This is a genomic window from Sphingomonas sp. P3_C5 (genome assembly GCF_056402635.1).
In genome coordinates this window covers 40426-65486 of the sequence record NZ_JBFUHA010000014.1, presented here as the reverse complement: position 1 = coordinate 65486, position 25061 = coordinate 40426, and the positions used below count along the sequence as shown (strand labels likewise).

Annotated in this window: 25 protein-coding genes; 15 read left to right on the top strand and 10 right to left on the bottom strand. The window is 63.4% G+C overall.

The genetic code is table 11. The features are described from left to right. Window positions 1-125 precede the first annotated feature (125 nt). The 4 genes from AC1DVS_RS24410 to AC1DVS_RS24395 all read right to left on the bottom strand — a co-directional run bounded on the left by AC1DVS_RS24410 (window position 126) and on the right by AC1DVS_RS24395 (window position 6052). Window positions 126-2597, bottom strand: coding sequence for a TonB-dependent receptor (locus tag AC1DVS_RS24410; protein WP_478027143.1), 2472 nt, complete (start codon window positions 2595-2597; stop codon window positions 126-128). Between the two features lie 123 nt (window positions 2598-2720). Then, entirely contained in the window at window positions 2721-4337 is a 1617-nt protein-coding gene (locus AC1DVS_RS24405) for a tetratricopeptide repeat-containing sulfotransferase family protein (RefSeq protein ID WP_478027095.1), read from the bottom strand. A 9-nt stretch (window positions 4338-4346) separates the two neighbouring features. Further along, entirely contained in the window at window positions 4347-4988 is a 642-nt protein-coding gene (locus tag AC1DVS_RS24400) for a class I SAM-dependent methyltransferase (protein WP_478027094.1), read from the bottom strand. Window positions 4989-5167: 179 nt separating this feature from the next. After that, window positions 5168-6052, bottom strand: a complete 885-nt coding sequence (locus AC1DVS_RS24395; protein WP_478027093.1) for an AraC family transcriptional regulator — start codon at window positions 6050-6052, stop codon at window positions 5168-5170. A gap of 127 nt (window positions 6053-6179) precedes the next feature. Here AC1DVS_RS24395 and AC1DVS_RS24390 point away from each other — a divergent pair, with 127 nt between their 5' ends. Beyond that, window positions 6180-6449 carry a hypothetical protein gene (locus tag AC1DVS_RS24390; protein WP_478027092.1) on the top strand — a complete coding sequence of 90 codons (270 nt, stop codon included), beginning with the start codon at window positions 6180-6182 and terminating at the stop codon, window positions 6447-6449. Continuing rightward, window positions 6446-6934 (top strand): hypothetical protein, encoded by a 489-nt coding sequence (locus AC1DVS_RS24385; RefSeq protein WP_478027091.1) that lies wholly within the window; start codon window positions 6446-6448, stop codon window positions 6932-6934. Before AC1DVS_RS24390 ends, AC1DVS_RS24385 begins: the two co-directional genes overlap by 4 nt. Window positions 6935-6955: 21 nt before the next feature. On the opposite strand, the gene AC1DVS_RS24380 is transcribed toward AC1DVS_RS24385, so the two are convergent. Next, on the bottom strand, window positions 6956-7615 hold the full coding sequence (locus AC1DVS_RS24380; RefSeq protein WP_478027090.1) for a TetR/AcrR family transcriptional regulator: 660 nt from the start codon (window positions 7613-7615) through the stop codon (window positions 6956-6958). A gap of 99 nt (window positions 7616-7714) precedes the next feature. On the opposite strand from AC1DVS_RS24380, the gene AC1DVS_RS24375 reads away from it, so the two are divergent. The 6 genes from AC1DVS_RS24375 (at window position 7715) to AC1DVS_RS24350 (ending at window position 13599) form a co-directional block, all read left to right on the top strand. Next, the gene (locus AC1DVS_RS24375) at window positions 7715-8077 is read left to right on the top strand and encodes a VOC family protein (protein ID WP_478027089.1); all 363 of its coding nucleotides are present in this window, start codon (window positions 7715-7717) and stop codon (window positions 8075-8077) included. Beyond that, window positions 8074-8595, top strand: coding sequence for a GFA family protein (locus AC1DVS_RS24370; RefSeq protein WP_478027088.1), 522 nt, complete (start codon window positions 8074-8076; stop codon window positions 8593-8595). Before AC1DVS_RS24375 ends, AC1DVS_RS24370 begins: the two co-directional genes overlap by 4 nt. Window positions 8596-8662: 67 nt before the next feature. Continuing rightward, window positions 8663-9943: an APC family permease gene (locus tag AC1DVS_RS24365; RefSeq protein ID WP_478027087.1), complete on the top strand. Its 1281-nt coding sequence runs from the start codon at window positions 8663-8665 to the stop codon at window positions 9941-9943. Window positions 9944-10035: 92 nt separating this feature from the next. Further along, entirely contained in the window at window positions 10036-10647 is a 612-nt protein-coding gene (locus tag AC1DVS_RS24360) for a hypothetical protein (protein WP_478027086.1), read from the top strand. A gap of 132 nt (window positions 10648-10779) precedes the next feature. Next, the gene (locus tag AC1DVS_RS24355; protein ID WP_478027085.1) at window positions 10780-11460 is read left to right on the top strand and encodes a hypothetical protein; all 681 of its coding nucleotides are present in this window, start codon (window positions 10780-10782) and stop codon (window positions 11458-11460) included. Between the two features lie 135 nt (window positions 11461-11595). Then, complete coding sequence (locus AC1DVS_RS24350) at window positions 11596-13599, top strand: SPFH domain-containing protein (protein WP_478027084.1); 2004 nt, start codon at window positions 11596-11598, stop codon at window positions 13597-13599. A gap of 81 nt (window positions 13600-13680) precedes the next feature. Here AC1DVS_RS24350 and AC1DVS_RS24345 read toward each other — a convergent pair whose 3' ends face one another. Further along, the gene (locus AC1DVS_RS24345; RefSeq protein ID WP_478027083.1) at window positions 13681-14091 is read right to left on the bottom strand and encodes a surface-adhesin E family protein; all 411 of its coding nucleotides are present in this window, start codon (window positions 14089-14091) and stop codon (window positions 13681-13683) included. A 204-nt stretch (window positions 14092-14295) separates the two neighbouring features. Between AC1DVS_RS24345 and AC1DVS_RS24340 the strand changes: the two genes are divergently transcribed. Then, window positions 14296-15294, top strand: a complete 999-nt coding sequence (locus AC1DVS_RS24340) for an acyltransferase family protein (protein ID WP_478027082.1) — start codon at window positions 14296-14298, stop codon at window positions 15292-15294. 6 nt (window positions 15295-15300) lie between these two features. Continuing rightward, window positions 15301-16548: an alpha/beta hydrolase gene (locus tag AC1DVS_RS24335; RefSeq protein ID WP_478027081.1), complete on the top strand. Its 1248-nt coding sequence runs from the start codon at window positions 15301-15303 to the stop codon at window positions 16546-16548. Window positions 16549-16555: 7 nt separating this feature from the next. On the opposite strand, the gene AC1DVS_RS24330 is transcribed toward AC1DVS_RS24335, so the two are convergent. Together AC1DVS_RS24330 and AC1DVS_RS24325 are read right to left on the bottom strand one after the other, a co-directional pair. Beyond that, window positions 16556-18172, bottom strand: coding sequence for a phytoene desaturase family protein (locus AC1DVS_RS24330; protein ID WP_478027080.1), 1617 nt, complete (start codon window positions 18170-18172; stop codon window positions 16556-16558). Next, window positions 18169-19443, bottom strand: a complete 1275-nt coding sequence (locus AC1DVS_RS24325) for an aromatic ring-hydroxylating oxygenase subunit alpha (RefSeq protein ID WP_478027079.1) — start codon at window positions 19441-19443, stop codon at window positions 18169-18171. Before AC1DVS_RS24325 ends, AC1DVS_RS24330 begins: the two co-directional genes overlap by 4 nt. Before the next feature lie 91 nt (window positions 19444-19534). Between AC1DVS_RS24325 and AC1DVS_RS24320 the strand changes: the two genes are divergently transcribed. Further along, window positions 19535-20137 carry a TetR family transcriptional regulator C-terminal domain-containing protein gene (locus AC1DVS_RS24320; protein ID WP_478027078.1) on the top strand — a complete coding sequence of 201 codons (603 nt, stop codon included), beginning with the start codon at window positions 19535-19537 and terminating at the stop codon, window positions 20135-20137. A 247-nt stretch (window positions 20138-20384) separates the two neighbouring features. Here AC1DVS_RS24320 and AC1DVS_RS24315 read toward each other — a convergent pair whose 3' ends face one another. After that, window positions 20385-21047: an O-methyltransferase gene (locus AC1DVS_RS24315; RefSeq protein WP_478027077.1), complete on the bottom strand. Its 663-nt coding sequence runs from the start codon at window positions 21045-21047 to the stop codon at window positions 20385-20387. A gap of 90 nt (window positions 21048-21137) precedes the next feature. Between AC1DVS_RS24315 and AC1DVS_RS24310 the strand changes: the two genes are divergently transcribed. The 3 genes from AC1DVS_RS24310 (at window position 21138) to AC1DVS_RS24300 (ending at window position 22939) form a co-directional block, all read left to right on the top strand. Next, a complete protein-coding gene (locus AC1DVS_RS24310; RefSeq protein WP_478027076.1) occupies window positions 21138-21773 on the top strand; it encodes a TetR/AcrR family transcriptional regulator in 636 nt (211 codons plus the stop codon). 90 nt (window positions 21774-21863) lie between these two features. Continuing rightward, a complete protein-coding gene (locus tag AC1DVS_RS24305; RefSeq protein WP_478027075.1) occupies window positions 21864-22073 on the top strand; it encodes a helix-turn-helix transcriptional regulator in 210 nt (69 codons plus the stop codon). After that, entirely contained in the window at window positions 22073-22939 is an 867-nt protein-coding gene (locus tag AC1DVS_RS24300) for a hypothetical protein (protein ID WP_478027074.1), read from the top strand. Before AC1DVS_RS24305 ends, AC1DVS_RS24300 begins: the two co-directional genes overlap by 1 nt. 48 nt (window positions 22940-22987) lie before the next feature. On the opposite strand, the gene AC1DVS_RS24295 is transcribed toward AC1DVS_RS24300, so the two are convergent. Beyond that, on the bottom strand, window positions 22988-24388 hold the full coding sequence (locus tag AC1DVS_RS24295) for a M20/M25/M40 family metallo-hydrolase (RefSeq protein ID WP_478027073.1): 1401 nt from the start codon (window positions 24386-24388) through the stop codon (window positions 22988-22990). Window positions 24389-24526: 138 nt separating this feature from the next. On the opposite strand from AC1DVS_RS24295, the gene AC1DVS_RS24290 reads away from it, so the two are divergent. Next, window positions 24527-25042, top strand: coding sequence for a homogentisate 1,2-dioxygenase (locus tag AC1DVS_RS24290; protein ID WP_478027072.1), 516 nt, complete (start codon window positions 24527-24529; stop codon window positions 25040-25042). Window positions 25043-25061 lie beyond the last annotated feature (19 nt).

Genomic DNA, 25061 nt, shown 5'->3' with positions numbered 1-25061 from the left:
CTCGCTCTTCCCGGCACGACTATGGCAGTGAATGACACCGGTATCAACGCGATATACGCGCTATGCCCGTTCGCTTGAATCAATGACGTGAAAAAAGGCGGCGGGCCGAAGCCCGCCGTCCAAAATCAGAACTTCGCGCCAACCCGGGCGCCGATCGTGCGCGGCGTATTGGGCACGATATAGGGCCGCTGCGAGCAGGCCCCGCATTCCTCGAAGCGCGAGAGCTGCGCGCGCTCGTCAAAGGCATTCGCGACATACAGTTCGAAGGTGTATTTACCGAACTCGATACCGCCCGAGAAATCGGCTGTCGTATATCCCCCAATCCTGCCCAGGAGGGCGGCCTGGACGACCCGGACATCGGATGACGCGGAACTCTGATGAGCGACCACGGCCTGGAGATAGGGCTTCAGGTCGCCGAGATTGAAGGTGTAACGCGCGGTGGCGTTCCCCTTGAATCGCGGCGTGATCGGCAGCCGGGTTCCAGCCGGTGCGGCGATGCCCCCGGCACAGACGTAGGTCGGATCATCGGTCGCGCACAGATTCTTCTTCGTCTTCGCGTCGGTATAGGAGCCCGCCGCTGTCAGGACGAGGTGGCCGAGATTGAGGTTCGCGTCCATTTCCACACCGCGGATGCGCGCATCCGGGCCGTTATGGATTTCGGTGAAGCTGTTCTGGCCGAGGAAGGAGAATTGGAACTTATCCCATTCCTGCTGATAGACCGCGCCATTGAATCGCAGCTTGCCATCGAACAGGGTCGTCTTCCAACCGATCTCAAAATTGGTCAGATAATCAGCGGCATAAGGCGGCAGCGTGCCGCGCCGGTTGATGCCGCCCGGCCGGAAACCGCGCGACCAGGTACCGTAGAACAGCACGTCCTTGACCGGCTTCCAGGTCAGATTGAGCTTATGGGTGAAGCCCTGGCCCTGAGTCTCCTTGGGAACAATCTGACCGTTGAAGATGGTGCCGAGGTTGGTGCAGGGCGAACCCGCCACCGCGGCCGGAAGCAGCGTGCCGCCTGGATTGTCGCGCAGCTGCACGCCCGTTGTGGTGAAGCAGCCCGCGACGCCGGTGCGCGAGCTGCCGGCCGCATTGTAGGGCGGGCCGTTCGGATCACGGCCGAAGCCGAAAAAGCCGACCAGCGAGTTGTCATAGATGAAGGCACGACCGCCGCCCGTCAGGGTCAGGTTCGGCAGGATGTCGAAGCTCGCCTCCCCGAACATGGCGTAGTCTTTGTCCACGCGGTGCTGCTGGGTCAGCCACAAGGTGCCCGGAACACCGTTGACCGACATTGCCGGCGCAAGCCCCGCGACCTGATAATCCTGATGGATGTCGTTACTCTGACGCTGATAAAAGGCACCCGCGACAATCCGGAAACGCTCGTCCTGCGGCGAAGCGACGCGGAATTCCTGGCTCATCTTCTTGAAGTGATCGCTGCCGATCACCTTCTGGCGCGGGTCGATCGTCTGGCCGGCAGCGTTGGTGAAGTAGAAATAACCGGCAAGTCCGCCAACCGACGAGTAAAGCGAGTCATAAGCCTCTGAATAGTCGGTGTAATCGCTCGAGGAGAAATCCTTGCGGTCGAGATAGGCGCCCGCATAGGTCAGGTCCCAATTGCCCAGCTTGCCTTCGATCGTCAGCGCCGCCTGGATGAAGCGATCACGGCGAAATTCCGGAAAGAAATGCTGGACCTTGAGGTCGCCGAGACTGGGATCGAAGCCATAGCTGCCGTGCGAGCGCTCGTCCTGGTAGATTACCGCAGGCGTGACGGTCCAATTGTCGTCCAGATCGATCTTCAGTGCAGCGCGACCGCCCCAGAGTTCGGTGTCGTTATAGTCCTTCTTTACGAAGGCATTGTTGTTGACGGTGATGCCTCCCGGAATGGGCAGGAAACTCCGAGTGCCCGCGACGTTATCGATGAAGCCGGCGTCCTTCTGGTAGAAGCCGACCACGCGCAGCGCGATATCCTGCGAGAAGGGCATGTTGATCATGCCCTCCAGCTTGCCGCCGACGCCGCCCTTGTTGACTGTGTTCACCTCGCCGTCGACGCGGCCATAAAGACCGGTCGTATCGGGCTTGTTGGTGATGATGCGGATCGTGCCGGCTTCGGACGAAGCGCCGTAGAGTGTGCCCTGCGGCCCGGCGAGGCTCTCGATGCGGGCAATGTCATAGACATGGACGTCGAGGTTACCGCCGATCGTCGTGACCGGCTGCTCATCGAGATAGACGCCGACCGAGGGTAGCGAGCCCGAATGGTTGCCGTCACCGCCCGACGCGACGCCGCGCATATAGACGACATTGGTGCCGGGCGTTCCGCCCAGCGCCTGGAACGACACTGACGGCAGCAACTGCGCATATTCAGCGAAGTTGGTGATGTTGAGCTGATCGAGCTTCTTGGTGCCGATCGCCTGGATGCTGATCGGCACATCCTGCATGCTCTCTTCGCGCTTCTGCGCGGTGACGACGATGTCGTCGCGCTCGCTGCCCGCGGTCGCTTCCTGTGTATCAGCCGACGGCGTTGACTGCGCCAAGGCGGGCGTGGCGAAGCTTGCGGATGCGAGCAAAGCGGCGATTGCGAAACGGCGATTGGTAGCGTGCATCGTGAGCCCCCGATACGACATGGCATGAGCGAACAAGAACGTGTTCGCAGGCGCAACATTCGTCAATCTCAACACGGCAGCGAAATCATTTCCGTCCGCAATCGTGACAGTTTTGCAACGTTCCTAAGCGAAGCGCGGCGCCTCCGGATAGGCCTGGACAACATCGCCAAGCGCCAGTTTGAGCGGACCGAGCCAGGTCTCGAAAGGCTGCCAGCTTTCAGTGCCTTCACGAAAGATCGGCTGGCGCACCTGCTCCGAACTGGCAGTGCGGACGGCACGCTCGGTCTTGTGGAAATCGAGGCAGGCGGGATCGAACTCGAGGCCACATGCCGCGAGCAATGCGCGCACTTCAGCCTCGGTATCGTCGACCATGCGTTCGTAAATCACGCGGTGGACGAGGCCCGGCCGCACCGCATCGACATGCGCCATCAGCCGCACATAGTCGCGGTAATAGCGCCCCATATCCTCAAGCGAATAGCTGAACGCCTGGCCGCGCGCGAAATGCTGCTTGAAGTTCGAGAAGCAGCAGCCGAGCGGATGACGCCGCGCATCGACGATCTTCGCGCCTGGCAGGATCAGGTGGATGAACGGCAGGTGCACCCAGTTGTTGGGCAGCTTGTCGATGAAGAAGGGCTTGTCCGTCTGGCGCTGCACCGCAGCACGTTGAAGATATTCCTCTCCCATTTCACGGAGTTGAGCGGGCGTGAGCGCCGCGATGCCGTTCGGATAGTCCGCGATCCGGCGGGCAATTGCCGGGATATCGGGCAGTTCCGATGTTCCCTCGACGAGCGGATGGCTGGACAGGATTTGCTCGACAAGCGTTGATCCAGACCGCGGCATGCCGATGACGAAGATCGGGTCCTGCGCCGGACACCCGGCGCCTTTTCGCGCGGAGAAGAATGCGGGCGTACACAGGACGACACTATCGGCGACGAACCTGCCGGTCTCCTCGGCATCATAGACGATCTTGGTCCGCCGCAGAGCGTTGCCAACAGCATAATGATCGAACGCCCGCGCTGCGTCCTTGCGATCCTCGAACGCCTTGCCGAGCGCGAAATCGAGATGGAAGCGGTCCTCGTCTGAAATATCGTCACGGGCGAGCTGCGCCTGCATTGCGGCGACATCGGCATCGTCGAACCGCACGGTCTTGAGGTTGGCGAGGCTCCACCACGCATCGCCCAGCTCGGGCATGATCTCGATCGCGCGGCGATAAGCCGCGATCCCCTCCGCCTGCCGGCCGACTGTCTTCAGGATATGGCCGAGGCTGGTCCACACCTTGGGCTGCATCGGCGCCTGTTCGAGGACTTGCCGGTAGAGCGAAGCGGCCTCGTCGAAGCGACCGATGCGACTGAGTGCCGCAGCCTTCAGATTAGCATGGCCGATATTGTCGGGCTCGTCCTTCTGCACCCGGTCGAGCTCGGTGACCGCTTCGGCCGACTTGTTCTGCCGGTACAGCGCAACGGCTAGGTTCGCCCGCGCCGCAGTGAAGCCCGGCTTCAGTTCGAGCGCGCGGCGCAGCAACGTCTCGGCGTCCTTGTAGCGCCCCAGCCGGCCGGCCAGCTCGGCCAGCATCCGGATGGCGTGGACGTCGAACGGATCGGCCTTGAGATAGGAGCGGAGCAACGGCTCGGCGACCGAAAGCTTGTTGTCGTGCAACGCAAGCGCCGCTTCGATCAGATGCGGCGGCCAGCGATTGCCTTCCTGCTGCCAGTTCGGCTCATTGGGATCGAGGAATGCCATGCCGGCTTCCTAGGCAGGCTTGGGCTCGAAGGCAAAGACCGCACTCGCCTTGGTGCGGCTGTCCGTCTCAGCGACTTCATACTCGGCGAGCAGCCGCAGGCGTGACTGGGGAAGCCAGGCGCGCCACGGATCGCCGACAAGGACGTTCGCGCCGTCTGCAACGCATCTATCGAGGAACATAGTGACCCGCTCCGCAAGATTGGGCTCGTAAAAGAGATCGCCGACCAGCACGACCTCGGCGGCGGGCGACGGGCCGGCGGTCAGGTCCGAATGGTCAATCGAGACAGCTACCTCATTATGCGCGACATTCAGGCCGAGCGCGGCAACGGCATAAGGATCGACCTCGGCCGCGACTACCGCCCTTGCGCCCGCCTTCGCTGCCGCAATCGCGACCAGCCCCGAGCCGGCGCCAAGATCGAGCACCCGGCGACCAGCAACGATCTCCGGGTGATCGAGAATATGGCGGGCCAGCGCCAGTCCACCCGCCCAATAATAGGCCCAATAGGGCGAGCCGAATCCAGCATCCTGCGCCGCGAGCCGCCCTAGGCCGCTTGAGGGCGAAGCCTTGTGCAGTTCAATTTCCGGCACGCCCGGCACGGGCGCGAGCGGCAGATTGGTTCGTATGAAGTCGATCGCGTCCATGCTTGCCATGCGAGCCTTATAGAGCGGCGGCGGCGATACATTGAATCGACGCGTGCGTTGGAAATGTCAGTAGGGTCTTGACAGTTCCAACGACGCCGGACGGCATAGATATTATACATATTCCTTTAATTTACAGTATCTTACTTACAATCTATGCGCAAATCGCGTCTGACATAAAATGTGGCAGATCAGGAGAGCGGCAAAAACAGATCTGTGATCGCCTCATGTTCCGGCACATCGGGAAAGAAGCTGACGCGCTGGCAGTAAAAGGGGAAATCGCGTGGCTCCTCCCCGCTCGCGGGCAGCCAATCGCGGTAGAGCCAGGATGCGGCCGGCTCGAGATCGTCGCTCGAGCCGGTCACACGGAGCCTGGCGCAACGCCCGCCCGGAATCAGCCCCTGTCCCACGCCGTGCGCGGTGCCGGTGATCGGCCGATCGGTCGCCGCGCAGAGATCGATATGAGTCTCTTCCGCAGGCGTGGTTCTTGGATCGGTATGGAAGACGTTGAAGGTCGCGCTTGTCCGCGGCGACAATCCCTCCGCCTTGCGCCAGGCAATGAAGCGCTGGATGGTATCGCCGATCCGCGCCGGGTCGCCGCGATGTTCCATCAGCGCGATATTGATCGACGGCGTGTCGATAATCGCCACATCGGCATTGGTGTAACTGGTCTTCATCCGGGTGCTCCTTGCTTGCGTGAGTGGCCCGAAGGCCGCAAGCCACGGCTCCCAATCGGGAGATTTCCGGAAGTCCGAGGGCAGCTGTCCGATCCGCTGCCTGAAGGCACGGGCGAAGGATTCCGGCGCTTCATAGCCGGCGTCCATCGCGATATCGGTGATGGCATCGCCGTCCCTGAACGCCAGCCGATAGGATGCCCGCTTCATGCGGGCGAGCTGGACATATCGATGGACGGAAACGCCGAACAGCGCCGCGAACTGGCGATGGAAATGATGCTTCGAGAAAGCGGCGACACCGCTCAGCACGTCCAGGCGAAGATCATCGTCCAGATTGCGCTCGATATGATCGAGCACACGCTGCATCCGCGCGTGATAGTGTTCGAGCGCCGTTTTCGTCATTCCATCCTCCGTGGCGCGGCCAGTTAGACCGCTACCACAGGACGGCGCTCGATCGATCTTGCTGAACTGCGCCCAGGCCCAAAGCTCGCTGGACATGCCTTTGGTACCAATGTACCAAGATAGCGTGATGAGCGAGAACAAACCCCATTCCCCCATATTGGTGGAGCGCGTGCAGACCGGCGTCCGGCTGGAGAAGCGGCTGCTCAAGGTGCTCAAAGCCGTGGCCGAGTTGAACGACATGTCCCTTGGCGACTTGCTCGAAGGCATCGTGCTCCACGCATTCGAAGGCAAATGCGCCTTCTCGGCCGAAAGCGTCGCCGTGATTGCCCAATTTACCGACCTATACGGCCTGCAGCTGCGTGCAGTGGACAGCCATAGCCTCAAGGAAGCTCCATGATCCCCGCAACGCCCCCGGTAATCATCGCCCCGGCCGAGATGCCCGCCCATGTCAGCAACAGCTTCGAATTCACCATCGATGCGCCGTTGGCGCGCGCCGCGCCGCTGTTCGGGCCCGAGGGCGAGCGCAGCTGGGCTGGACCGTCATGGAATCCGGTTTTCCTGTATCCGCGCCCGGCCGAAGATCGGGAAGGCGCGGTCTTCACCGTCCGGCACGGCGCCCATGACAGCGTTTGGGTCAACACCCTGTTCGATCTCGATCATGGCCGCATGCAATATGTCGCCGTCATCCCCGGAATGGTGGCCACGGTGATCGACGTGCGCCTGTTTCAGGAAGGAGCCGGCACACGGGCCCGGGTCAGCTATACACGCACCGCACTGACCGCACAGGCAAGCGCCGAGGTGATGGCGCTTGGACAGAAGGACGCCGCGAGCGCGGAGGAGTGGCGATCGGCTATCGCGGCGGCTCTCGAGGCACAGCGCTGAGGCATTTCCCGTGACCGCGGCTCAGCGCGTCCCGTAGGCCGCCAGAAATACGCGTACCGCGTCGGCGGCATGATTGCGCAGCGCCGCCGGCTCCGGGATTCCGGAGTCGCCAAGCAGCATGGCCTGGTTCAAGGGCTGCGACATCACCAGCCAGTTGAAGTGCGACGCAGCGACCGCCGCGTCTTCGATCCGCAGCAGTCCGCGATCGGCCAGGCGCCGGAACGTCGTCGCCATAGCCGCCATCGCGCGTTTTGGACCGCTTTCGTACAGGGCCTTGCCGAGTTCCGGGAACCGGCTGACCTCGCCGATCACGACGCGGCGCAACTGCATGAGCCTGGGAGTGAGGACGATGCCGAGCTGCCGGCAGGCATAATCCTCGAGATGGGCGCGCAGGTCATCGCCCGGATCCAACTCCGGAAAGACGCCATGCACCACGTCGCTGGCCTCGTTGGTCAGGCCCGTGACGATCTCGATGAAAAGCGCCTCCTTGCTGGTGAACTGCTTGTAGACCGTCTGCTTCGAAACATCGGCGAGCAGCGCAATCTCGTCCATGCCGGCGCTTAGATAGCCGTCCCTGAGGAAGATCGTGGCCGCCGCCTCCAGGATCGCCTTGCGTTTTCGCGCGGTGCGTCCGCCGCCTTCGTTGGCGGGCTGATCGTTCCCCGTGGTGCCGCTCGTCATGGATATCGGGTCCCTCAAGGCTCCTGATTGACATTACCATACTCACGAGTCTAGTTTCGATAACTAGACTGGACCGTCCAGTTTGTTGCGGAGTGCGCCATGCATATTCAGTTCGCTGAGCTTCCGGTGCGAGACCAAGCGCGGGCAAAACGATTTTATGTCCACAATCTCGGCTGCACGGTGGCGGCAGACGCACCGATGGGGAACGATGGGTGGCGGTGGATCGAACTTGGTTTCCCTGAGAGCGACACAACGCTGCATCTCGTGCGCGCCAGGGAAGATCCCTCTGATGAACCCGTGCTGGTGCTGGTCGATGACGATGTCCCTGCCACGGTCGAACGGCTGAGATCGCAGGGTGTCGAAATCCTTGTGGAGCCGCATAGCCCCGCCTGGCAGCCAGGACGGACCGTGGCCGCCTTTCGCGACAGCGAGGGCAATCACATGATGATCGGCAACCGATGACAGCGGCAATCCCATTCTCCGCGCCCTGCACTTGTGGTCGGGTAGCGCTCGAGGCGGTCCGCGCGCCGATCCTGAGCGCGGTCTGTTATTGCGCAAGCTGCCGGTCGGCCGCTCGCCAGTTCGAGCAGATGCCGGGCGCGCCTGCCGTTCTCAACGGCGATGGCGGCATCGACTATTGCCTGTTTCGAAAGGACCGGGTGAAGATCGTGCGCGGCGGAGAGAATCTGCACGCGTATCGGGTCACCGAGGCCTCCACTACCCGCCGTGTGGTGGCGGCGTGCTGCAACACGCCGATGTTCCTCGATTTCACCAGCGGGCACTGGCTGACCCTGTATCGCGATCGTTTGCCCGAGGACGCGCCGCCGCTCGAAATGGGGGTCATGGCGAAGGATCTGCCGACCGGCCATGTTTTCCGGGACGATCTGCCAACCTATCCGCGGCACCCGGCGCGTTTCATGATCAAATTGCTGGCTGCGTGGGCGGCAATGGGTTTTCGGCGGCCCAAGCTGGTTTGGTGACAGGCTTTCAGACGCGATGGTCACCGCGCCCTAACCGTGCTTAGTTGCCCCTTCGCAAGGGGGCATGATGACGACATCGCCAATCCGACCGTTCGGCTTCTGGACCGCGACCGCCCTTGTGGTGGGCGGGATGATCGGATCGGGCATCTTCGTCCTGCCCTCGCAACTCGCGCCCTATGGTTGGACTGGCGTTGCCGCCTGGGGTGCCGGGATCGCAGGCACCGTGCTGCTCGCCTGGGTGCTCTCGCGGCTCGCGATCGCCATGCCCGATGCGCCGGGCGGGATCGCGATCACTGGACGCGTGCTCGGCCCCTTGCCGGGCGTATTGATCGGCTGGAGCTATTGGGTCGGCATCTGGTCAGCCAATGCGATCATCGCGCTGACCGCCGTGCGGTACCTCGCCGTATTCCTGCCCTTCCTCGCGCCGGCGTTGCCGCAGGCACTTGGGGCGGTGGCGGTGATCTGGGCGCTCACCTTGCTCAATCTGGGTGGCGCGCGCGCGGCTGGCCGGTTCCAGGTTGCGACGACGATATTGAAGGTCCTGCCGCTCGTGCTGGTAGTCCTGATCCTCTTCGCGCTTTGGACCGGCATGGTGACGTGGCCAGGCGATCCAGGCTCCCATGCGGGGTTCAGCGGCAACGGCATCACCCCCGCCCTCGCCCTGGCCTTTTACGCGCTCGTCGGGTTCGAAAGCGCCAGCGTCGCAGCCGAGCGAGTCGACCGCCCCGAGATCAACGTCGTGCGCGCGACGCTTGCCGGCGGCATTCTGACCGGCCTGCTCTATATCATTGTCTGCTCGGGGGTCATCTTCACCCTCCCCGAAGCGGTTGTGCGCGATGCGCCGGCGCCAATCTCGATGTTCGTCGGCACCTTTCTCGGCCGCGGTGCCGAGCTTGCCGTCGCCGGCTTCACTGTGATCGCCGCGGTCGGCGCGCTCAATGGCTGGATCCTGGTCCAGGGCGAGGTCCCGCTCGGCATGGCGCGCGCCGACCTGTTGCCGCGCTGGATCGGCCGCACCAACAGCCGCGATGTACCGGCCGGCGTGCTGCTCTTCACCAGCCTGTGCGCGAGCGTCCTGATCCTGAGCGGTGTAATCGGGGCGGGCAATGTGCTGGACTTCATGCTCAGAATGACGGCGGCAGCCACGATGTGGCTTTATGTCGGCGCGTGCGCGGCCGCGCTCCGGCTCGGCGTCGCCCGGATCGCAGCGGTGCTCGGGCTGCTCTTCTGCGGCTGGGTCCTTGTCGGCACCGGACGAGAGGCGAACGAGCTGTGCTTCGTGCTGATTATCAGCGCGGTGCCGCTGTATCTGTTGCGGACACGGGTGATGGCCGAGCAGCCGGTGTAAATATCGGTCCGTGCGCGACAACCCATTGACATGGCCGGGTTCGGCGCACTCATTTCGGACGCTGCTCGTTCGCGCAAACGGGAGTTACGGTAATGCTTGGCTTCGCATGGATTTCACTGATCCTCGTCTCGCCGCAGCAAGCGGTCGCGCCCTATGGCTGGGGCTGTGAGGTCAAGGAGAATCTGGCCTCCGGGGCTCATATGGACATTTCGCAAACCGTCGAAACCCCCGGCCTCAATACCTTTCCGCGCATCGTGCATGTCGAACAACGTTCCCTTCAGTTCACGGAATACGGCCAGTCGCTTAAGTGGACTGTGCGGAAGCCCGACGAGGCTCTGGGTGATCCGGAATCGCTCTCGCTGGAAATCGATCTGAAGAAAGCCGACTGGAAAGGCACGATCCGGCTGGAACATGACGACGGCAGCATCAGCCTGCCCTCGATCAGGATCTTGAGCGGAATCGACCACGGCAAGGCGTTGATTTATATCCAGGACGACACGGCCCTGCACGCATTGTGGCAATCGTCGCACTGGCAGATTTCCGTTCTCGATCGTCACGGCGCCGTTCGGTACTCGGTGGAAAGCGCCTTGCCGCGTCGCGAAGACGTCACGAAAGCTTTTTTTCGCCTGTCGTCCAGCTTGGCCGGGAAGGTTGCGGCTCCCGACGGGCAGTGCGACGAACTCAGCGCTGAGGACTGGATATGATCACCGGAAATGTCCGCGATCGTCTCGCTACGCCATGAACGCAGGTCGCATGGTTCCCTGAATTCGCCTGAGGTTACTGCCGGGTTCAAATCGGCTAGTCAGCCGCCATCGAGTCGGAAGGACGGCACGACCATGAAGCGCGTTGAAGTCCGCTCCAGCCCCGATCGGGCCGCGCCACCCGGAATCGCGCTCTGGAAGTTCGTGGCCGGCCTGATGATCCATCTCGGCGTCCCGGCCTATCTCTTGCTCCTGATCGTCGCCCTTATCGTCTATGTCCTCGACCATGGCACAGCCGATGGCGCCTTCTCGCTATTGCCGCGCGTCAGCCTGTATTTCATCCTGCTCTACGCGAGCATCACCGTCGCTGGCACCGGCATCGCCGCCGTGGCGGGTCTGGTCGGACGCGCGCGGCGCAACCGACGTCTGACGCGCCTCGGCAAGAATCCCGCGATCAGATCCCAACAGGCACTCGCCCATTCGGTTGGCATGCTCGGTGCGATGGCGGCCGACCCCGCGATCCGCTCAGCGCTGCACATGATCACGGACGCGGCATGGCATCATGGCGACGAACGCTACCAGCAGGTTGCGCTCGATCTGGACAAGGCAGCCAGCACCTACGCGGGTGCCTTTGCTTCAGCGCAGGGCGAACAGCAACGGGAAGTCAGCCGCCTCGCCGCCGAGACGCTCAGCCACTTCGCACAGCGACTCGACGATCTTGCCCGGGACACCGGCACAGCCGCCACCCAAAAAGCCCAGACCATGGCTGGGTATATCGCCAGCAAATATGGCGATGATCCGAACGCCATTTTGTAAACACGCACTTGCTGAAATTGCACGTATCGGCCGTCCGGATTCGCTAGACCGGGCCATTTCGGAGGCGTAAATAGAGAGCACGACATGTTCATGTCGTGAAGCGATCTCGCTTCAACCTCGGGGATCAACCTCACCATGACTAATCTCTATATGCTCGGCGCCGTCGGTGTCGCGGTGCTCACTTTGCTCGTCTTAATCCTGGCGTCCCGCTGTGTACGCTATGTCGACAACAACCGAGTCGCAATCGTCGAAAAACTGTGGAGTCGTAGCGGCTCCATTACGAGCGGTCTTATCGCGCTCAATGGCGAAGCAGGATTCCAGCCCGATGTACTGCGCGGCGGTTATCACTTCTTCTTCCCGTTCCAGTACCGCGTCCATGTCCAGTCGCTGGTCACCATTCCGCAGGGTCAGATCGGCTATGTGTTCGCGCGCGACGGCGCGCCGCTGAACGCGACCCAGACGCTCGCCAGCAATGTCGGCACCGCCGACTATCTCGACGTCCGCGCCTTTCTGACGGGCGGCGGCCAGAAGGGCCCGCAACGCGCCATCCTGCGCGAGGGCACCTATGCCATCAACCTGGCGCAGTTCGTCGTAATCACCGCCGAGCGGATCTATGGGCTGCTGCTCGAAAATCATGATGCGGGGCTGTTCGAGGACATGAAGAATGTCATCGAGGAGCGCGGCGGCTTCTGTGCAGTCGTGATCAAGGGCGCCGATGACATGATCGGCATCGTCACCGTCCATGACGGCGCTGCGCTGACCTCGGACCATATCATCGCGCCACAGGTCGGTGTCGATCAGGCAGACTCAGCGACTTTCCACAACTCCTTCCAGGACCCCGAAAAGTTCCTGGCGGCGGGCGGGCGCCGTGGTCGGCAGCTGCAGGTGCTTGTCGAGGGCAGCTATTTCATCAACCGGCTGTTCGCGACGGTCGAGATGGTCGCCAAGACGATCGTCGAGGTCGGCCATGTCGGCGTCGTCATCTCCTATACCGGCGACAGCGGCACCGATACATCGGGCGACGAATATCGCCACGGCGAGCTCGTCGCGCGCGGCAGTCGCGGCGTGTGGAGCGAACCGCTGCTGCCAGGCAAATATGCCTTCAACACCTATGCCGGCAAAGTCGTGATCGTCCCGACCACCAACTTCATCCTGAAATGGGATCAGGCGACCACCGGGCAGCACAAGCTCGACGAGAATTTGTCCGAGGTGAACCTCATCACCAAGGATGCATTCGAGCCGACCCTGCCGCTCTCGGTCGTGGTCCATATCGATTATCGCAAGGCACCTTTGGTCATCCAGCGCTTCGGCGACATCAAGAAGCTGGTCGAGCAGACGCTCGATCCGATGGTCTCGGCCTATTTCAAGAACGTCGCCCAGAAGAAGACCCTGATCGAGCTGCTCCAGGAGCGCAGTGAGATACAGGAACAGGCCGGCGAGGAGATGCGCGGCAAATTCTCGCATTATAACCTCGAAATGCAGGAGGTGCTGATCGGCACGCCCCGCGCGCACGAAGGGAACGACCAGATCGAGCAGGTCCTGAATCAGCTGCGCCAGCGGCAGGTCGCGGCCGAGAAGGTCGATACCTACAAGAAGCAGCAGACCGCTGCCGACAGCGAGCGTACGTTGCGCGAGGCCGAAGCGCGGGCGCAGCAGCAGACCGGCATCACCCAGTCCGAGCTCTCGATCACGATCCAGGAGAATGAGGGCAAGGCCGCGGCGAAGCGCGCCCAGCAGGATGCCGACCGCACCCGGACGATGGCCCAGGCTGAATCCGACCGTATCCGGCTCACCGGCGAAGGCGAAGCGGCCAAGATCGTGGCGATAGCGGGCGCCGATGCCGAGCGCATCACCAAGACCGGTCTCGCGACCGCAGATGCGATCGAGCGCCAGGTGACGGCATCGGGCGGTGCGCAGTTCCAGCTCACCCGCCAGATCGTCGAACGCGTCGCCGAGGCGCTCGAGACCTCAGGCGTGGAAATCGTACCGCGCGTGCAGATCAACAGCGGTAGTGAGGGCGGCGGCGGTATGCTGCAGTCGCTGATCGGCATGTTGTTGTCCGAAAAAGGGCTGGCGCTGCAGGCGGCAGCGCCCGCGGCCAATGACGACAGGCCAGTGGAGCCGATTGCGGCCGAATAAGCGCCGACATACGATCATAGCCAGCGCCAGGCCCGGCGCTGGCTATCTTCGGAAGCGCCGGGAGCTGCCACCAGCGCAACGTTACTTCAGTTCGTCAGCCGAGAGGCCGCAGGCAATTTCGATCTTACTCCCACCCAGCGAATCAGGCTCGTCCGGCATCCATTCTGTCTCGCCGGGCAACCAGTTGATCACCTCCGGCGCGCGACCGTCGGCCGCAAGGATCTCCACGTGCCGAATCCGCGATACATGGCGCTTGCAATCGAACTCTTCGGTGCGGATACGCTCGGCGATATAGCCTTCGGGCAGATCACCCCTGTAGACAGTGCGCGTCGAAATCGAGCGCAAGTCTCCCGATCCGGCAATGCTGGCGCGGTCGACATAGATGGTAGCCGTGTCAGGCTGATCCCAGATCCGTTCCCATTCAATGGTCCGAGCCATTGATGACGCCTGCACCGATATGGCCGCGACGATAAGGACATCAACAATCGACACCGATCCCTCCAGTTCATAGCCCCGCGAACGCAGTACAGACTTTACGCGGAACTCTGACACACACAATTCAACACGAAGGGTCCAGAGTGTTTTCGGCGCGCTATGGCGTGGCGACCGTGCAGGCAAAAATCGCAGTGCGCGCTCGTTAACCCTTCCCTGACGATCATCCGGTTAGAACCGGGTATGACGGGGCGGGATGTTGCAATGGAATCAATCCCGCACCGCGCGAGCGACGGGCGGAATGCCAGCGTCGACGTCTTTCGTGGACTGCTGGTCCTTTTCGTCATGCTCGGCCATTTTTCCGAGCTATCGCAACGCGAGAACTTCCTGACCTGGCTCGGCTTCGGGTTCCGGATGCCGGTTTTCATCGGCTTGACCGGCTATATGTTCAATCTCGAACAGGCTCGGTCGTTGACGCTGCCGGCGCTGTTCCAGAAATATTATGGCAGGCTGATCCTTCCCTGGATCGTGGCCTGCGCGGTCCACCTCACCATCGTTGGCGCGCTCAACCCGTTCGCCCCGCTGAATGTCATCTTCAGGCCGCCATTCCATCTGTGGTTCGTGCCGGTGATGATGGCCTTCATCTTCGCCGCGCGGGCATGCCGGCTCGATCCAACGAGAATGCTGGCGATCGCCGTGCCGGTGAGCATCGCTGCGATGTATTTTTTTGGCGTCGGGTATAATATCGAGGAACATCAGGCGTGGGTGCCTGATCACCGTTATTTCACCTACCCGATTTATTTCACCTTCGGCATGTGGGTGGCGCGCCGGCCGTTCAACGCGTCGATCCGCGAAGTGCCGCTGCTGCTCGCGATGATCGGACTGCTCTGGTGGTGCCGGCTTTACGAACATCCCGCGCGCGCCGACGAAGTGGCAGCCGAACTGATCCTGTGCGTGCCGCTGATCCTCCTGCTCCCGCGGGTTCGACAGATGGCCCTCAACCTGCCGCTGATCGCCGGTGTCGGCCGCGACAGCCTGTTCGTGTATCTCTGGCATCCGCTCGTGTTCGGCCTGTGGGCAAGCCAGGGCGTACACGGCCTTCCCCTGCTGGCATTGTCGCTGATGTCGATGCTCGTCGCCGGGGCAGTGATTGCCCGGGTGCCGCACCTGCGCGACATATTGGGCGTGCGGGCGGCCGATCCGCCGGTCGCGACCGAGCTGCTCCAGGCGGCCTATGCGCCGCTGCCAGAGCAGGCCGGGTAGATGGGTGTGAGCCCCCAATTCCTCCGCACGGCGGCGCTGACCATTGCGTGGTTGATGGTGTTGCCGTGCCTGTTCGTCCTGCTGTCGGCGATCGTGCCCGTCATCCCCTGGGTGCGCCTCTACGCGATCAGCGTGGTCCCCAACCGCACCTCCTGGTTCTTCCTGTGGTCGATCGCAGCGTTGATCGTCGGGCTGCTGGCCAATTCGCTCGAGCAGACGCGGGTTGCCATTGCGCTCGCCACGACGGCGGCGATCACCGTGCTGGTGACCTCGGGCGTGATGCTGCACATCCTTTATGTCGCCGAGAGCAATGGCGCACAGATCGATCTGGTCCGGGCACTCTCTCTGCGCGAGCTCAATGACGGTGCCGCTCCCGACGAGAGCAAGGTCTTTGCGCATCCGCAGGGCGAAGCGCTCTCGCTCGACATCTATCATCCGCACAAGGCGCGCGGCACGCTCAGCCCGGTCATGGTCGTCATCCATGGCGGCGGCTTCGTCGAGGGAAGCCGCGCCTTCGGCACCGCCAATCAGCGCTGGTATGCCGATCACGGATGGACCGTTATCAGCATCGATTACCGCCTGGCACGGCAGGATCGGCCGACCTGGAACCTCGCCACAGCGGATGTGCGGTGCGCGCTGGCGTGGATCGGCGCGCATGCGAATTCCCTGGGCGTCGACATCAACCGGCTGACGCTGAGCGGCGGCTCCGCCGGGGGCAGCCTGGCCATGGCCGCGGCTTATGCAACCGATATCAAACCGTCCGATCCGCAATGCGGCTCGCAGGTGCCTCATGTCGCGGCGGTTGTGGTGAAGGTGCCGCTGATCGACATGGCCGGCTCCTGGCATGACGGCGGGGAATTGGGCGGGCTGCAACGCTCCTATCTCACCGCCTATCTGGGTGGATCGCCGGAGCAATATCCGGAGCGCTACGCCGCCGCCGATCTCCGCCGCTCCTTTGGGCCGGGCGATCCGCCGACGCTGATTCTGGGCGGCGCCGACGATCCGCTGGTGCCGCCGGAAGGCGCCGCGGACTTCGCGCGCAAGGCGAATGCAGCCGGCTACCCGGTGCGCCACATCCTGTTCCCCTATTCGGGCCACGACTTCAACACGACCTATGACGGCATCACCAACCAGGCGCTGCTGCAGATCATCGCGCAATTCGCGATCGATCATGACGCGGGGCCGGCCGGCGCTCGCGAGGCACATGCGAGCCACCGGATGGCGAACGGATCCTCGCGCGCCAGGGGCGGATGACCTCCGATCAGGGGCGTTTGCGGAACATGCGGCCAAACAGACTGCGATCCGCGAGTATCTCATGCGCCGCATTGTGCCCCGGCGCCCCGGTCACACCGCCGCCCGGATGCGTCCCCGCGCCGCACATATAGAGCCCGCTGATCGGTGCGCGGTAATCGCCATGCCCGAGCACCGGCCGCGCCGCCCAGAGCTGATCGAGCGACATGGCGCCGTGCATGATGTCGCCGCCGATCAGCCCGAACTTACGCTCGAGATCGAGCGGCGAATGGATCTGCCGGGCGATGACCGCGCCCTTGAAGTTGGGGGCGTGCTTGGTGACCGTATCGATGATCAGGTCAGCCGCCGCCTCGCGCTCGTCATCCCATGATCGGCCATCCGGGAGAACCGGCGCGAATTGCTGGCAGAACAGGCTGGCGATGTGCATTCCGGGCGGCGCGAGGCTGTCGTCGATCGAGGTCGGCAGCTTCATCTCGACGATCGGCTCGTCGGACCAGCCCTTGGCCTTCGCGTCGGTAAAGGCCTTGTCCATATAATCGAGCGTCGGCGAGATGATGATGCCGCAGGTGTGATGCTCGGCGACCTGCTTGCCCGGCAGCACCGAGAAATCGGGAAGTTCAGACAGGGCGACGTTCATCCGGAAGGTGCCGGAGCCGGCCTTGAAATTGTCCATTCGTTTCGCGAATTCAGGGCTCATATCGGCGCGGTCGACCAGCTGGCGGTAGAGCAATGCCGGGCCGACATTGGCGGCGACGATGTCGGCTGCGATCTCCTCGCCGCTTTCGAGCTTCACGCCCGTCACGCGATTGCCATCCACCAGCACCTTCGCGACCGGGGATTCGAGGCTGATCTCGACGCCCATGTCCGTACAGGCTTCTGCCATGTACTGGGTGATCGCGCCCATGCCGCCGACCGAGTGACCCCAGGCGCCCTTCTTGCCATTCACCTCGCCGAACACGTGGTGGAGCAGCACGTAGGCCGAGCCGGGCGTATCGACGCTGGCATAATTGCCGACCACCGCATCGAAGCCGAAGGCGGCCTTCACATATTCATTCTCGTACCAGCTATCGAGGAAGTCGCGCGCCGACTTCATGAACAGGTCCATCACGTCGCGCTGCGCCTCGATGTCCATGCCGGCGAGCCGTTTGCCCTGCGCAGCCGCCGCGATCAGCGCGCGGACGCCGCCGCCGACATTGGGCGGGGTCTTGAGCGCCATGTCGCGCAGCACCTCGGCGACGCGCTCCAGCGCAGCCTCATATTTCGGGAAGGTCTCTGCATCTTTCGGCGAATAGCGCGCGAATTCGGCGCGGGTTCGTGCTTCGCCGCCGCCGAGTTTGAGATAGCCATTCTCGTTCGGGAAGAAGTTCGAGATGGTGCGCTCGATGATCCGCCAGCCGCGCTCGTGGAGGCGCATGTCCTTGATGACCTTGGGACGGAGCAGGCTGACGGTGTAGCTCGCGGTGGAATTGCGGAAGCCGGGGTGGAACTCCTCGGTGACGGCCGCGCCGCCGACGATATGGCGGCGTTCGAGGATGCGGACCTTGAGACCCGCGCGGGCGAGGTAGAAAGCGCAGGCCAGGCCGTTATGCCCGCCGCCGATGATGAGCGCATCGTACTTTTTGGTCACTTCTTCTCCCCTCCCACTTGTGGGAGGGGCTGGGGGTGGGCTTGTTGCCGCCTTACCACCGACAGGCCCTCCCCTAGCCCCTCCCGTAAACGGGAGGGGGACTGTGTTGCGCTCCATCCCGGCGGCGGCGCTTTGTGCATGCGCGCCTCGGGGATCAGTCCCCTGATCTTCTTCGCAAAACTGCGCAGGCACACCTCGCTTCGTCCGATCGGCCCGGCGGTGTAGCTCTGCGACGCCATGCCCTGCTGCACGCGCGTGATCAGCCAGGTGTCCTCGGCGTTGACCGTGCGGTTGATCCGCCAGTTGGCGTAGCGCACCAGCTTCATCTCGCGGCGGTCATCAGGGAGCGCGAACGCCATCTCGCGCAACACGCAGGTGGTCGGCGACAGTGGCAGCCACTGCATGAAATCGACCTGATCGGGGTAGATGTCGAAGGCCATGTTCGGCCAGAGCTTGTAATAGAGCCAGAGCTTCTGCTGCTTCTCGGGCAGATGGTCCGCGCGGGGCAGATGCGCCTGGTAGAGACGCTCCCAGCGATCGTTCGAGGGCTTGTCGGCCAGATAGCCGGACATCTTGTCGACCCAGGGCTGCGCCTCGATCGCATAGCTCTTGCCGAACAACCGGGTCAGCCCGGCATGGGCGACCGGGATGTGGAGATTGTCCGAATAATTGTCGCCGACATTCTTCCAGTTCACCGCGCGCTCGCGCAGGCGGACCGGGCTGAGCGTCTTCATGTCCTCGAAGCGATAGGGGGCGATCTCGCGATCATAGGGTGCCATCATCGCGGCGACGGATGGACCGCCATCATCTTCGAGGCGGACGAAAATGAAGCCGTTCCAGATCTCGAGCTCGACCGGCGCCAGTCCGTTCTGCGCCATGTCGAGCGCCGGATAATCGGCCTTCATCGGAACGCCGGTGAGCCGGCCGTCGAGCTCATAAGCCCAGGCATGATAGGGGCAGACGAGCTTCTTCGCGCACCCTGCCGGCCCCTCGACCAAGCGCATCGCACGGTGGCGGCAGACATTGGCGAAGGCGCGCACCGCGCCATCCTCGCCGCGCATCACAATCACGCTTTCGCCGATATAATCGAGCGTATGGTAATCGCCGGGATTCGGTACGTCGCTGAGATGACAGACAATCTGCCAGGATGGCCGGATGACGCGCGCCATCTCGACGTCGAAGAATTCGGGATCGGTATAAAGCCAGCCGGGCAGGCTCCAGTCGGCGTCCGGGTCCGGCGCGTCGATCATTTCCGCCAGACGATGCGCCATGCGAGCCTCCTTGTTGGACGATCGTATAACAGCTAATCCCATTTCACAACCTGTGCTAATGCCGCTGGACGCGAACGCTAAAAGGGACGCCGTGCACAAACCCGCCTTCACCCGAGCCGAGCCCGATGCGCGCCGCGCCAGCCTGATCGAGGCGTGCGCGCGGGTGCTTGCCCGGGATGGCGCGAGCGGTGCCTCGGTGCGCAGCATTGCCGCCGAGGCTGGCGTTTCGCCGGGGCTGGTCGGCCACTATTTCGACGGCGTGGATGCCCTGGTCGCGGCGACCTATGCGCATGTCGGCGTGCGCGTTTCCACCGCGCTCGACGCCGCCATCGCGGCGGCCGGCGACGATCCTCGCGCGCGCCTGCTCGCTTATGCCACCGCCAGCTTCGCCCCGCCGATCGCCGACCCTGCCCTGCTCGCCACCTGGGTTGCGTTCTGGAGCCTGGTCAAGGCACGCCCCGACATCGCCGCGCTGCACGACGATCTCTACGGCGCGTACCGCCGCGATCTCGAAACGTTGCTCGCCGCGTGCGGCGTGCCGGGCGCCGACCAGCGGCTCGCCGCCATCGCGATCACTGCGCTGGTCGACGGGCTGTGGCTCGAGCTCTGCCTGTCGCCCCAGGCATTCACCCCCGCCGAAGCCAGCACCATCGCCGAGCGCCATATCGATGCGTTATTTCCTCCCCGACCGTGAGGAAGAATTTCCCCATCGCGATCCTGTCACTAGCGCCCGCCGCGCAGCATTTGAATCGAGGCCCATGCAGATCGCAGCTGTTGGAAATGTCATGCAAGGCGCTGACATTTTGGCGTTTTTCCAACAACCCGCCTTCAATATATTTCTAGTATTATCAGTTGGTTAGTATTTCGCACATTTGCCGTGGCGGCTGACAAATGTCAGCCGCCACGCAAGCTTTGCTTCTCGATCCGGCCAATTCTGGTTCTCAAAGGCGGATCGAAAGTTCGACATCGTCGGTGAACGACATCGACCAATAGCCATTCGCGGCGGAGCCGACGCGCTCGAGATATTCGGGGCAGTAATCGGTGTTGTCAGCGACGATCACCGCGCCCGGCCGCAAGCCGCTCTCGACCAGGGTCAGCACGTCCATGTACAGCGATTTGGCGCCGTCGAGCAGAAGCAGGTCGATCGTATCGGGCAGATCGGACGCCAGCGTTTCCAGCGCATCGCCTTCGCGAAACTCGACCAGATCCGACAGGCCGGCGGCGGCGAGATTCTCCCTGGCTTTCGCCAGCTTCGACGGTTCGAATTCGCAGGTGATCAGCCGGCCGCCGCCATTTTCCCGCAAGGCGGCTGCGAGATGGAGCGTCGAGAGCCCGAACGACGTGCCGAACTCGATGATGGATCGTGCGTTGCCGGCGCGTGCCAGCATGTAGAGCAGCTTGCCGGTCTCGCGCGAGACGGGAAGCGCATAGTCTTTCAGCTGGCTATAAAGTTCGCGATACTCGGTCTTGCTCGACATGAGCCGGTAGCGCTCTTCGGCTGAAACGGACGCGAAGGCGGGGTTCGCCAGGGGCGTCAGGGCTTCGGCCTCAGCGAACAGCCGGTCGAGCAGCGGCGCCACAGGCGCGCTGGTCAATATGGTCATCGATTTTCTCCGGTTTCGAGCAGGTGTTTGCTCGCCATCAGAAATACGACTAATTCGTCAGCTTTCCTATTCGCATTGGCAGAACCCCGCATGCCGACCCGACAAAGCGCCTGCGTCTCCTCGCGCAAACAGCCCAAACAGGCCCGCTCCAACGACTTGGTCGCGGCCATTCTCGATGCTGCTGTTCAGGTTTTGACGACGGAGGGCGCGCAGCGATTCACCACCGCGCGCGTCGCCGAGCGCGCCGGGGTGAGCGTCGGCTCGCTCTACCAATATTTCCCCAACAAGGCCGCGATCCTGTTCCGGCTTCAGAGCGACGAGTGGCGGACCACCCACGATCAGCTGCGCCTGATCCTGGAGGACCGCAAAAGGCCGCCCCTCGAACGCGTGCGCAGCCTGGTGCATTTCTTCATCCGCTCGGAATGCGAGGAGGCGGCTATCCGCGGCGCGCTGAACGACGCAGCGCCGCTCTATCGCGATGCGCCCGAGGCGGTCGATATCCGCGCAGCGAGCGCGGAGATCTTTCTGTCGTTCCTGCGCGAGGTGCTGCAGGATGCTAGCGGAGACACGCTGGCGCTGGTCGGCGACCTCCTCAAGACGACGGTGAGCGCAGTGGGCAGCAGCTTTTCGGAGACTCCGCGGTCACCCGCCGAGATCCACGCCTATGCGGATGCGCTCGCGGACATGGTTTGCGCTTATCTGGAACGTTTGATGGCGAGCCGCTGACTGGCGGCAATTGGCAGAAGCCTTGTCAAGAGCTCTTGACAGGCTCGCCATACTCCTTGTAAAGAGCTCTTGACAGCAAGGAGTGTCGGTTTGGAAAATCGCCTGAAGGCGTTTCGCGAGGGACGTGGCTGGAGCCAGGGCGAGTTGGCCCGGCGGCTCGGCGTCTCGCGGCAAACGATCAACGCGGTCGAGACCGACAAATATGATCCCAGCCTGCCGCTGGCCCTGCGCATGGCGAAGCTGTTCGGCGTCGCCGTGCCTGGGCTGTTCATCGACCATTGGGAACCGGAGGAAGAGTGATGGCCATGGCAAATAACAAGTCCGCGCCCAACTGGCGCAATGTCGCGGTCTGGGGCGCCGTGGGCGCGGTCGGGTATATCGTGGCGGTTACGGTCGGCACCGCGCTCCTGAACGGCAAGGGCATGGGCGAGCTGCTCCGCATCATGGTCCAGTCGAGGCATACCGCCGCGATGCTGGGACTGGGCTTGATATTCGCGGTGGCGGTGGCCGGTTTCACCAGTCGCAAGCGGCCGGTCAGCGCGCTGACTTTTCGTAACTTCGTGATCCGCGACGTGGTGGTCATCGGCATGATGCTGCTCTTCATGGCGGCTTTCGGCGCACTGGCCCGCGCGGGCGACCTGCGCACAATGGGCGCCTCGGAATGGGCCGCCGTCGTGACGGGCTCAGTCCTTTTCCTCCTCGCCATCCTCGGCACCTTCGTCATGGCGAGTGCCCACACGAGCGCCAATCTCATCGACGACGAGGTGGCTGCCGACGATATGCGCGAACGCAGCCGGCTGTTTCTCTACAGCTTCATCTGGACGGCTGCCTGCGGCCTGCTGCTGATCCTGCTTGGGCTTGCCGGACCCGGACGGGTGGTGTCCCAGACGGTCGGCCTGGCGGGCGCTTCGCTGCTGATCGGCGCCCTTATCGTGCTGGGGGTTGCTGCCCGGCCGCTGAAGGACGAGTTGGGGCACGCCCTCTCACGCGAGAGCGGCCATATCGCCTTTTATCTGGTCCTGCTGTTCGGCGGTGGTTGGGCGGCGCTTGCCCATCTCGGCTTCGTAGCCGGGCCCGCGCCGCTCGACTGGCTGACGCTGTCCGTCATCCTGTTGTTTGCGGCGGGTTTCATCGCAGCAGGACGACGGAAGCTGCTCACGCGCTGAGGTCTGACAAAGCAGCTGGCGGACGCATTTCCGTCCGCCAGCCTCTGCTTATTTCGACAGATCCGAGAAAAGCGACAGATAATAAGTGATCGCAGGCGGGATATTCGAGATCGGCGTACGCTCGTTCAGGCCGTGGCTGAAATCGTCCGATTCCTTGATGAACATCGGGCTCGCGCCATAGCTCGGCACATGGTGATAGCGGAACCACATGCTGTCGCTGGCGCCGGCCGCCATGCTCGGCAGGATCGGCACGCCGGGATAGACCTTGTTCATCGCCTTGGTCAGCGCCGCGACGAAATCGGGCCGGAGCGGCGAGGCATCATTGGGCACCGCTCCTTCGGTCACATCCTTGATCGTCATTGCCGGTTCGGCCGCGACTTCCTTGAGCTTCGCCATCACGTCGGCGGGCTGCACGCCAGGGAAGATGCGGCAGTTGATGTTCGAGGTGGCGCGCTGCGGCAGCGCGTTCAGGGCATGGCCGCCGCTCAGCATCGTCGCGACGCAGGTCGTGCCGATCTGGCCGATATAGGCCGGGTCGGCGGCAAGCGTGGCGATCGCCTGCTTGTCGGTCGGATCAGCGGCGAAGGCGCGCATTGCATCCGCCACAGGGCCGGTCTTCTGCTTCGACGCCTCGATGAAGAAGCTTCGAGTCAGGTCGTTCAGCTGCGGCGTGAACTGATAGGCGCCGATCCGCTGGAGCGCGCCGGCAAGCTGGTAGATCGCGTTGTTCTTGCGCGGCGCCGAGCTGTGCCCGCCGGGATTGGTGACGGAGAGTTCGAAATCGGCATAGGTCTTCTCGGCGCCCTGCCAGGTGAAGAATTCGGGCTTGCCATCCTCGGAGAGATGCCCGCCGCCGCCATCGATATTGAGCACGAGCTCGGCGTTGGCGAGCTTCTCGGCGATCATCGCGCTCGTCTTCATCGCTGTCTCTTCATCGCCCGAAAATTCGAGGATGATGTCGCGGCGCGGTTTGTAGCCCTGGCGCTTGAGCTCGAGCAGGGTCGCGATGGCCAGCGCACCGTCGAACTTCATGTCAGTCGCGCCGCGCCCGAACAGATAGCCATTCTCGACAACCGGGGTGAAGGGGTCGCGCTGCCAGTCGGCAGGCTTGGCCTCGACCACGTCGATATGGCCCGAGATGACGAGCGGCTTGGCATTGCTGTCAGTGCCGCGATAGCGCGCGATCAGATAAGCGGTGTCCTCGACCGGCGTGATGCTGACATCGGCGTCAGCGAAGCCGCCCTCGACCAGCACCGATTTGAGATAGGCGGCGAGCTGCGGGGTCTGGTTGCCGGGTCCCTGTACGCTGCGAAACGCGATCATGCGCTTGGCGAGATCGAGCGCCTGCGCCTCGGCCTGGGGATGGCCGGCCGCTCCCTTGGCCGTGGCGGCCATTGGCAGTCCCATTCCCGCCAGCGCGAGCGCCGTCATCGTCAAACGCTTATACATCACGGACCCTTTATGTCGTTTCGGCCAAGCTAACGGGGCGAGATGCCGCGTCAAGGCGAGCGGTGGCATAATCGTTGGCGGGCGGCCTGGCGTGCCTTATATCGCCCATGTTCGGACTCGTCATCGAGGTGGAAGCGCATGAAATATTGGTATGTTCTCGCGCTGACCGCCTTTGCCGCCCCCGCGTTCGCCCAGGAGGTGACACCCGCCCCCTGCCCTGCCACGCCGGCGCCCTTGCCGGCCGAACTCGCCGGCTGGGCAGGCGCGACGCCGGTGGCTGCGGCCGCGACGGCCGCCGATATCGGCAAGGCGCAGATTCCCGTGGGCAGCCGTGCTGACATTGCGCTTTTGCCGGCGGCGCAGGTGCAGTTCGCAGTTCCCGAAAAGGCTCCCGCAGCCGGCACGAGTAGCGGCATAGTGCACTTCACTGTGCCCGTGGCGCGAACCTATCGCGTTGCGCTCGGTGCGGGCGCCTGGATCGATGTCGTGCGGGACGGCAAGCTGGTCGCCTCAAGCGCCCACAGCCACGGCGTTCCCTGTACGCCGGTGCGCAAGACGGTCGATTTCGCGCTGACGCCCGGCGACTATGTCCTGCAGATTTCGGGCAATCGTGATGCCAGCCTCAGCGTGCTGATCGTGCCCCTGGTGCCGTGATGTACGTGGCGTTGGTAAG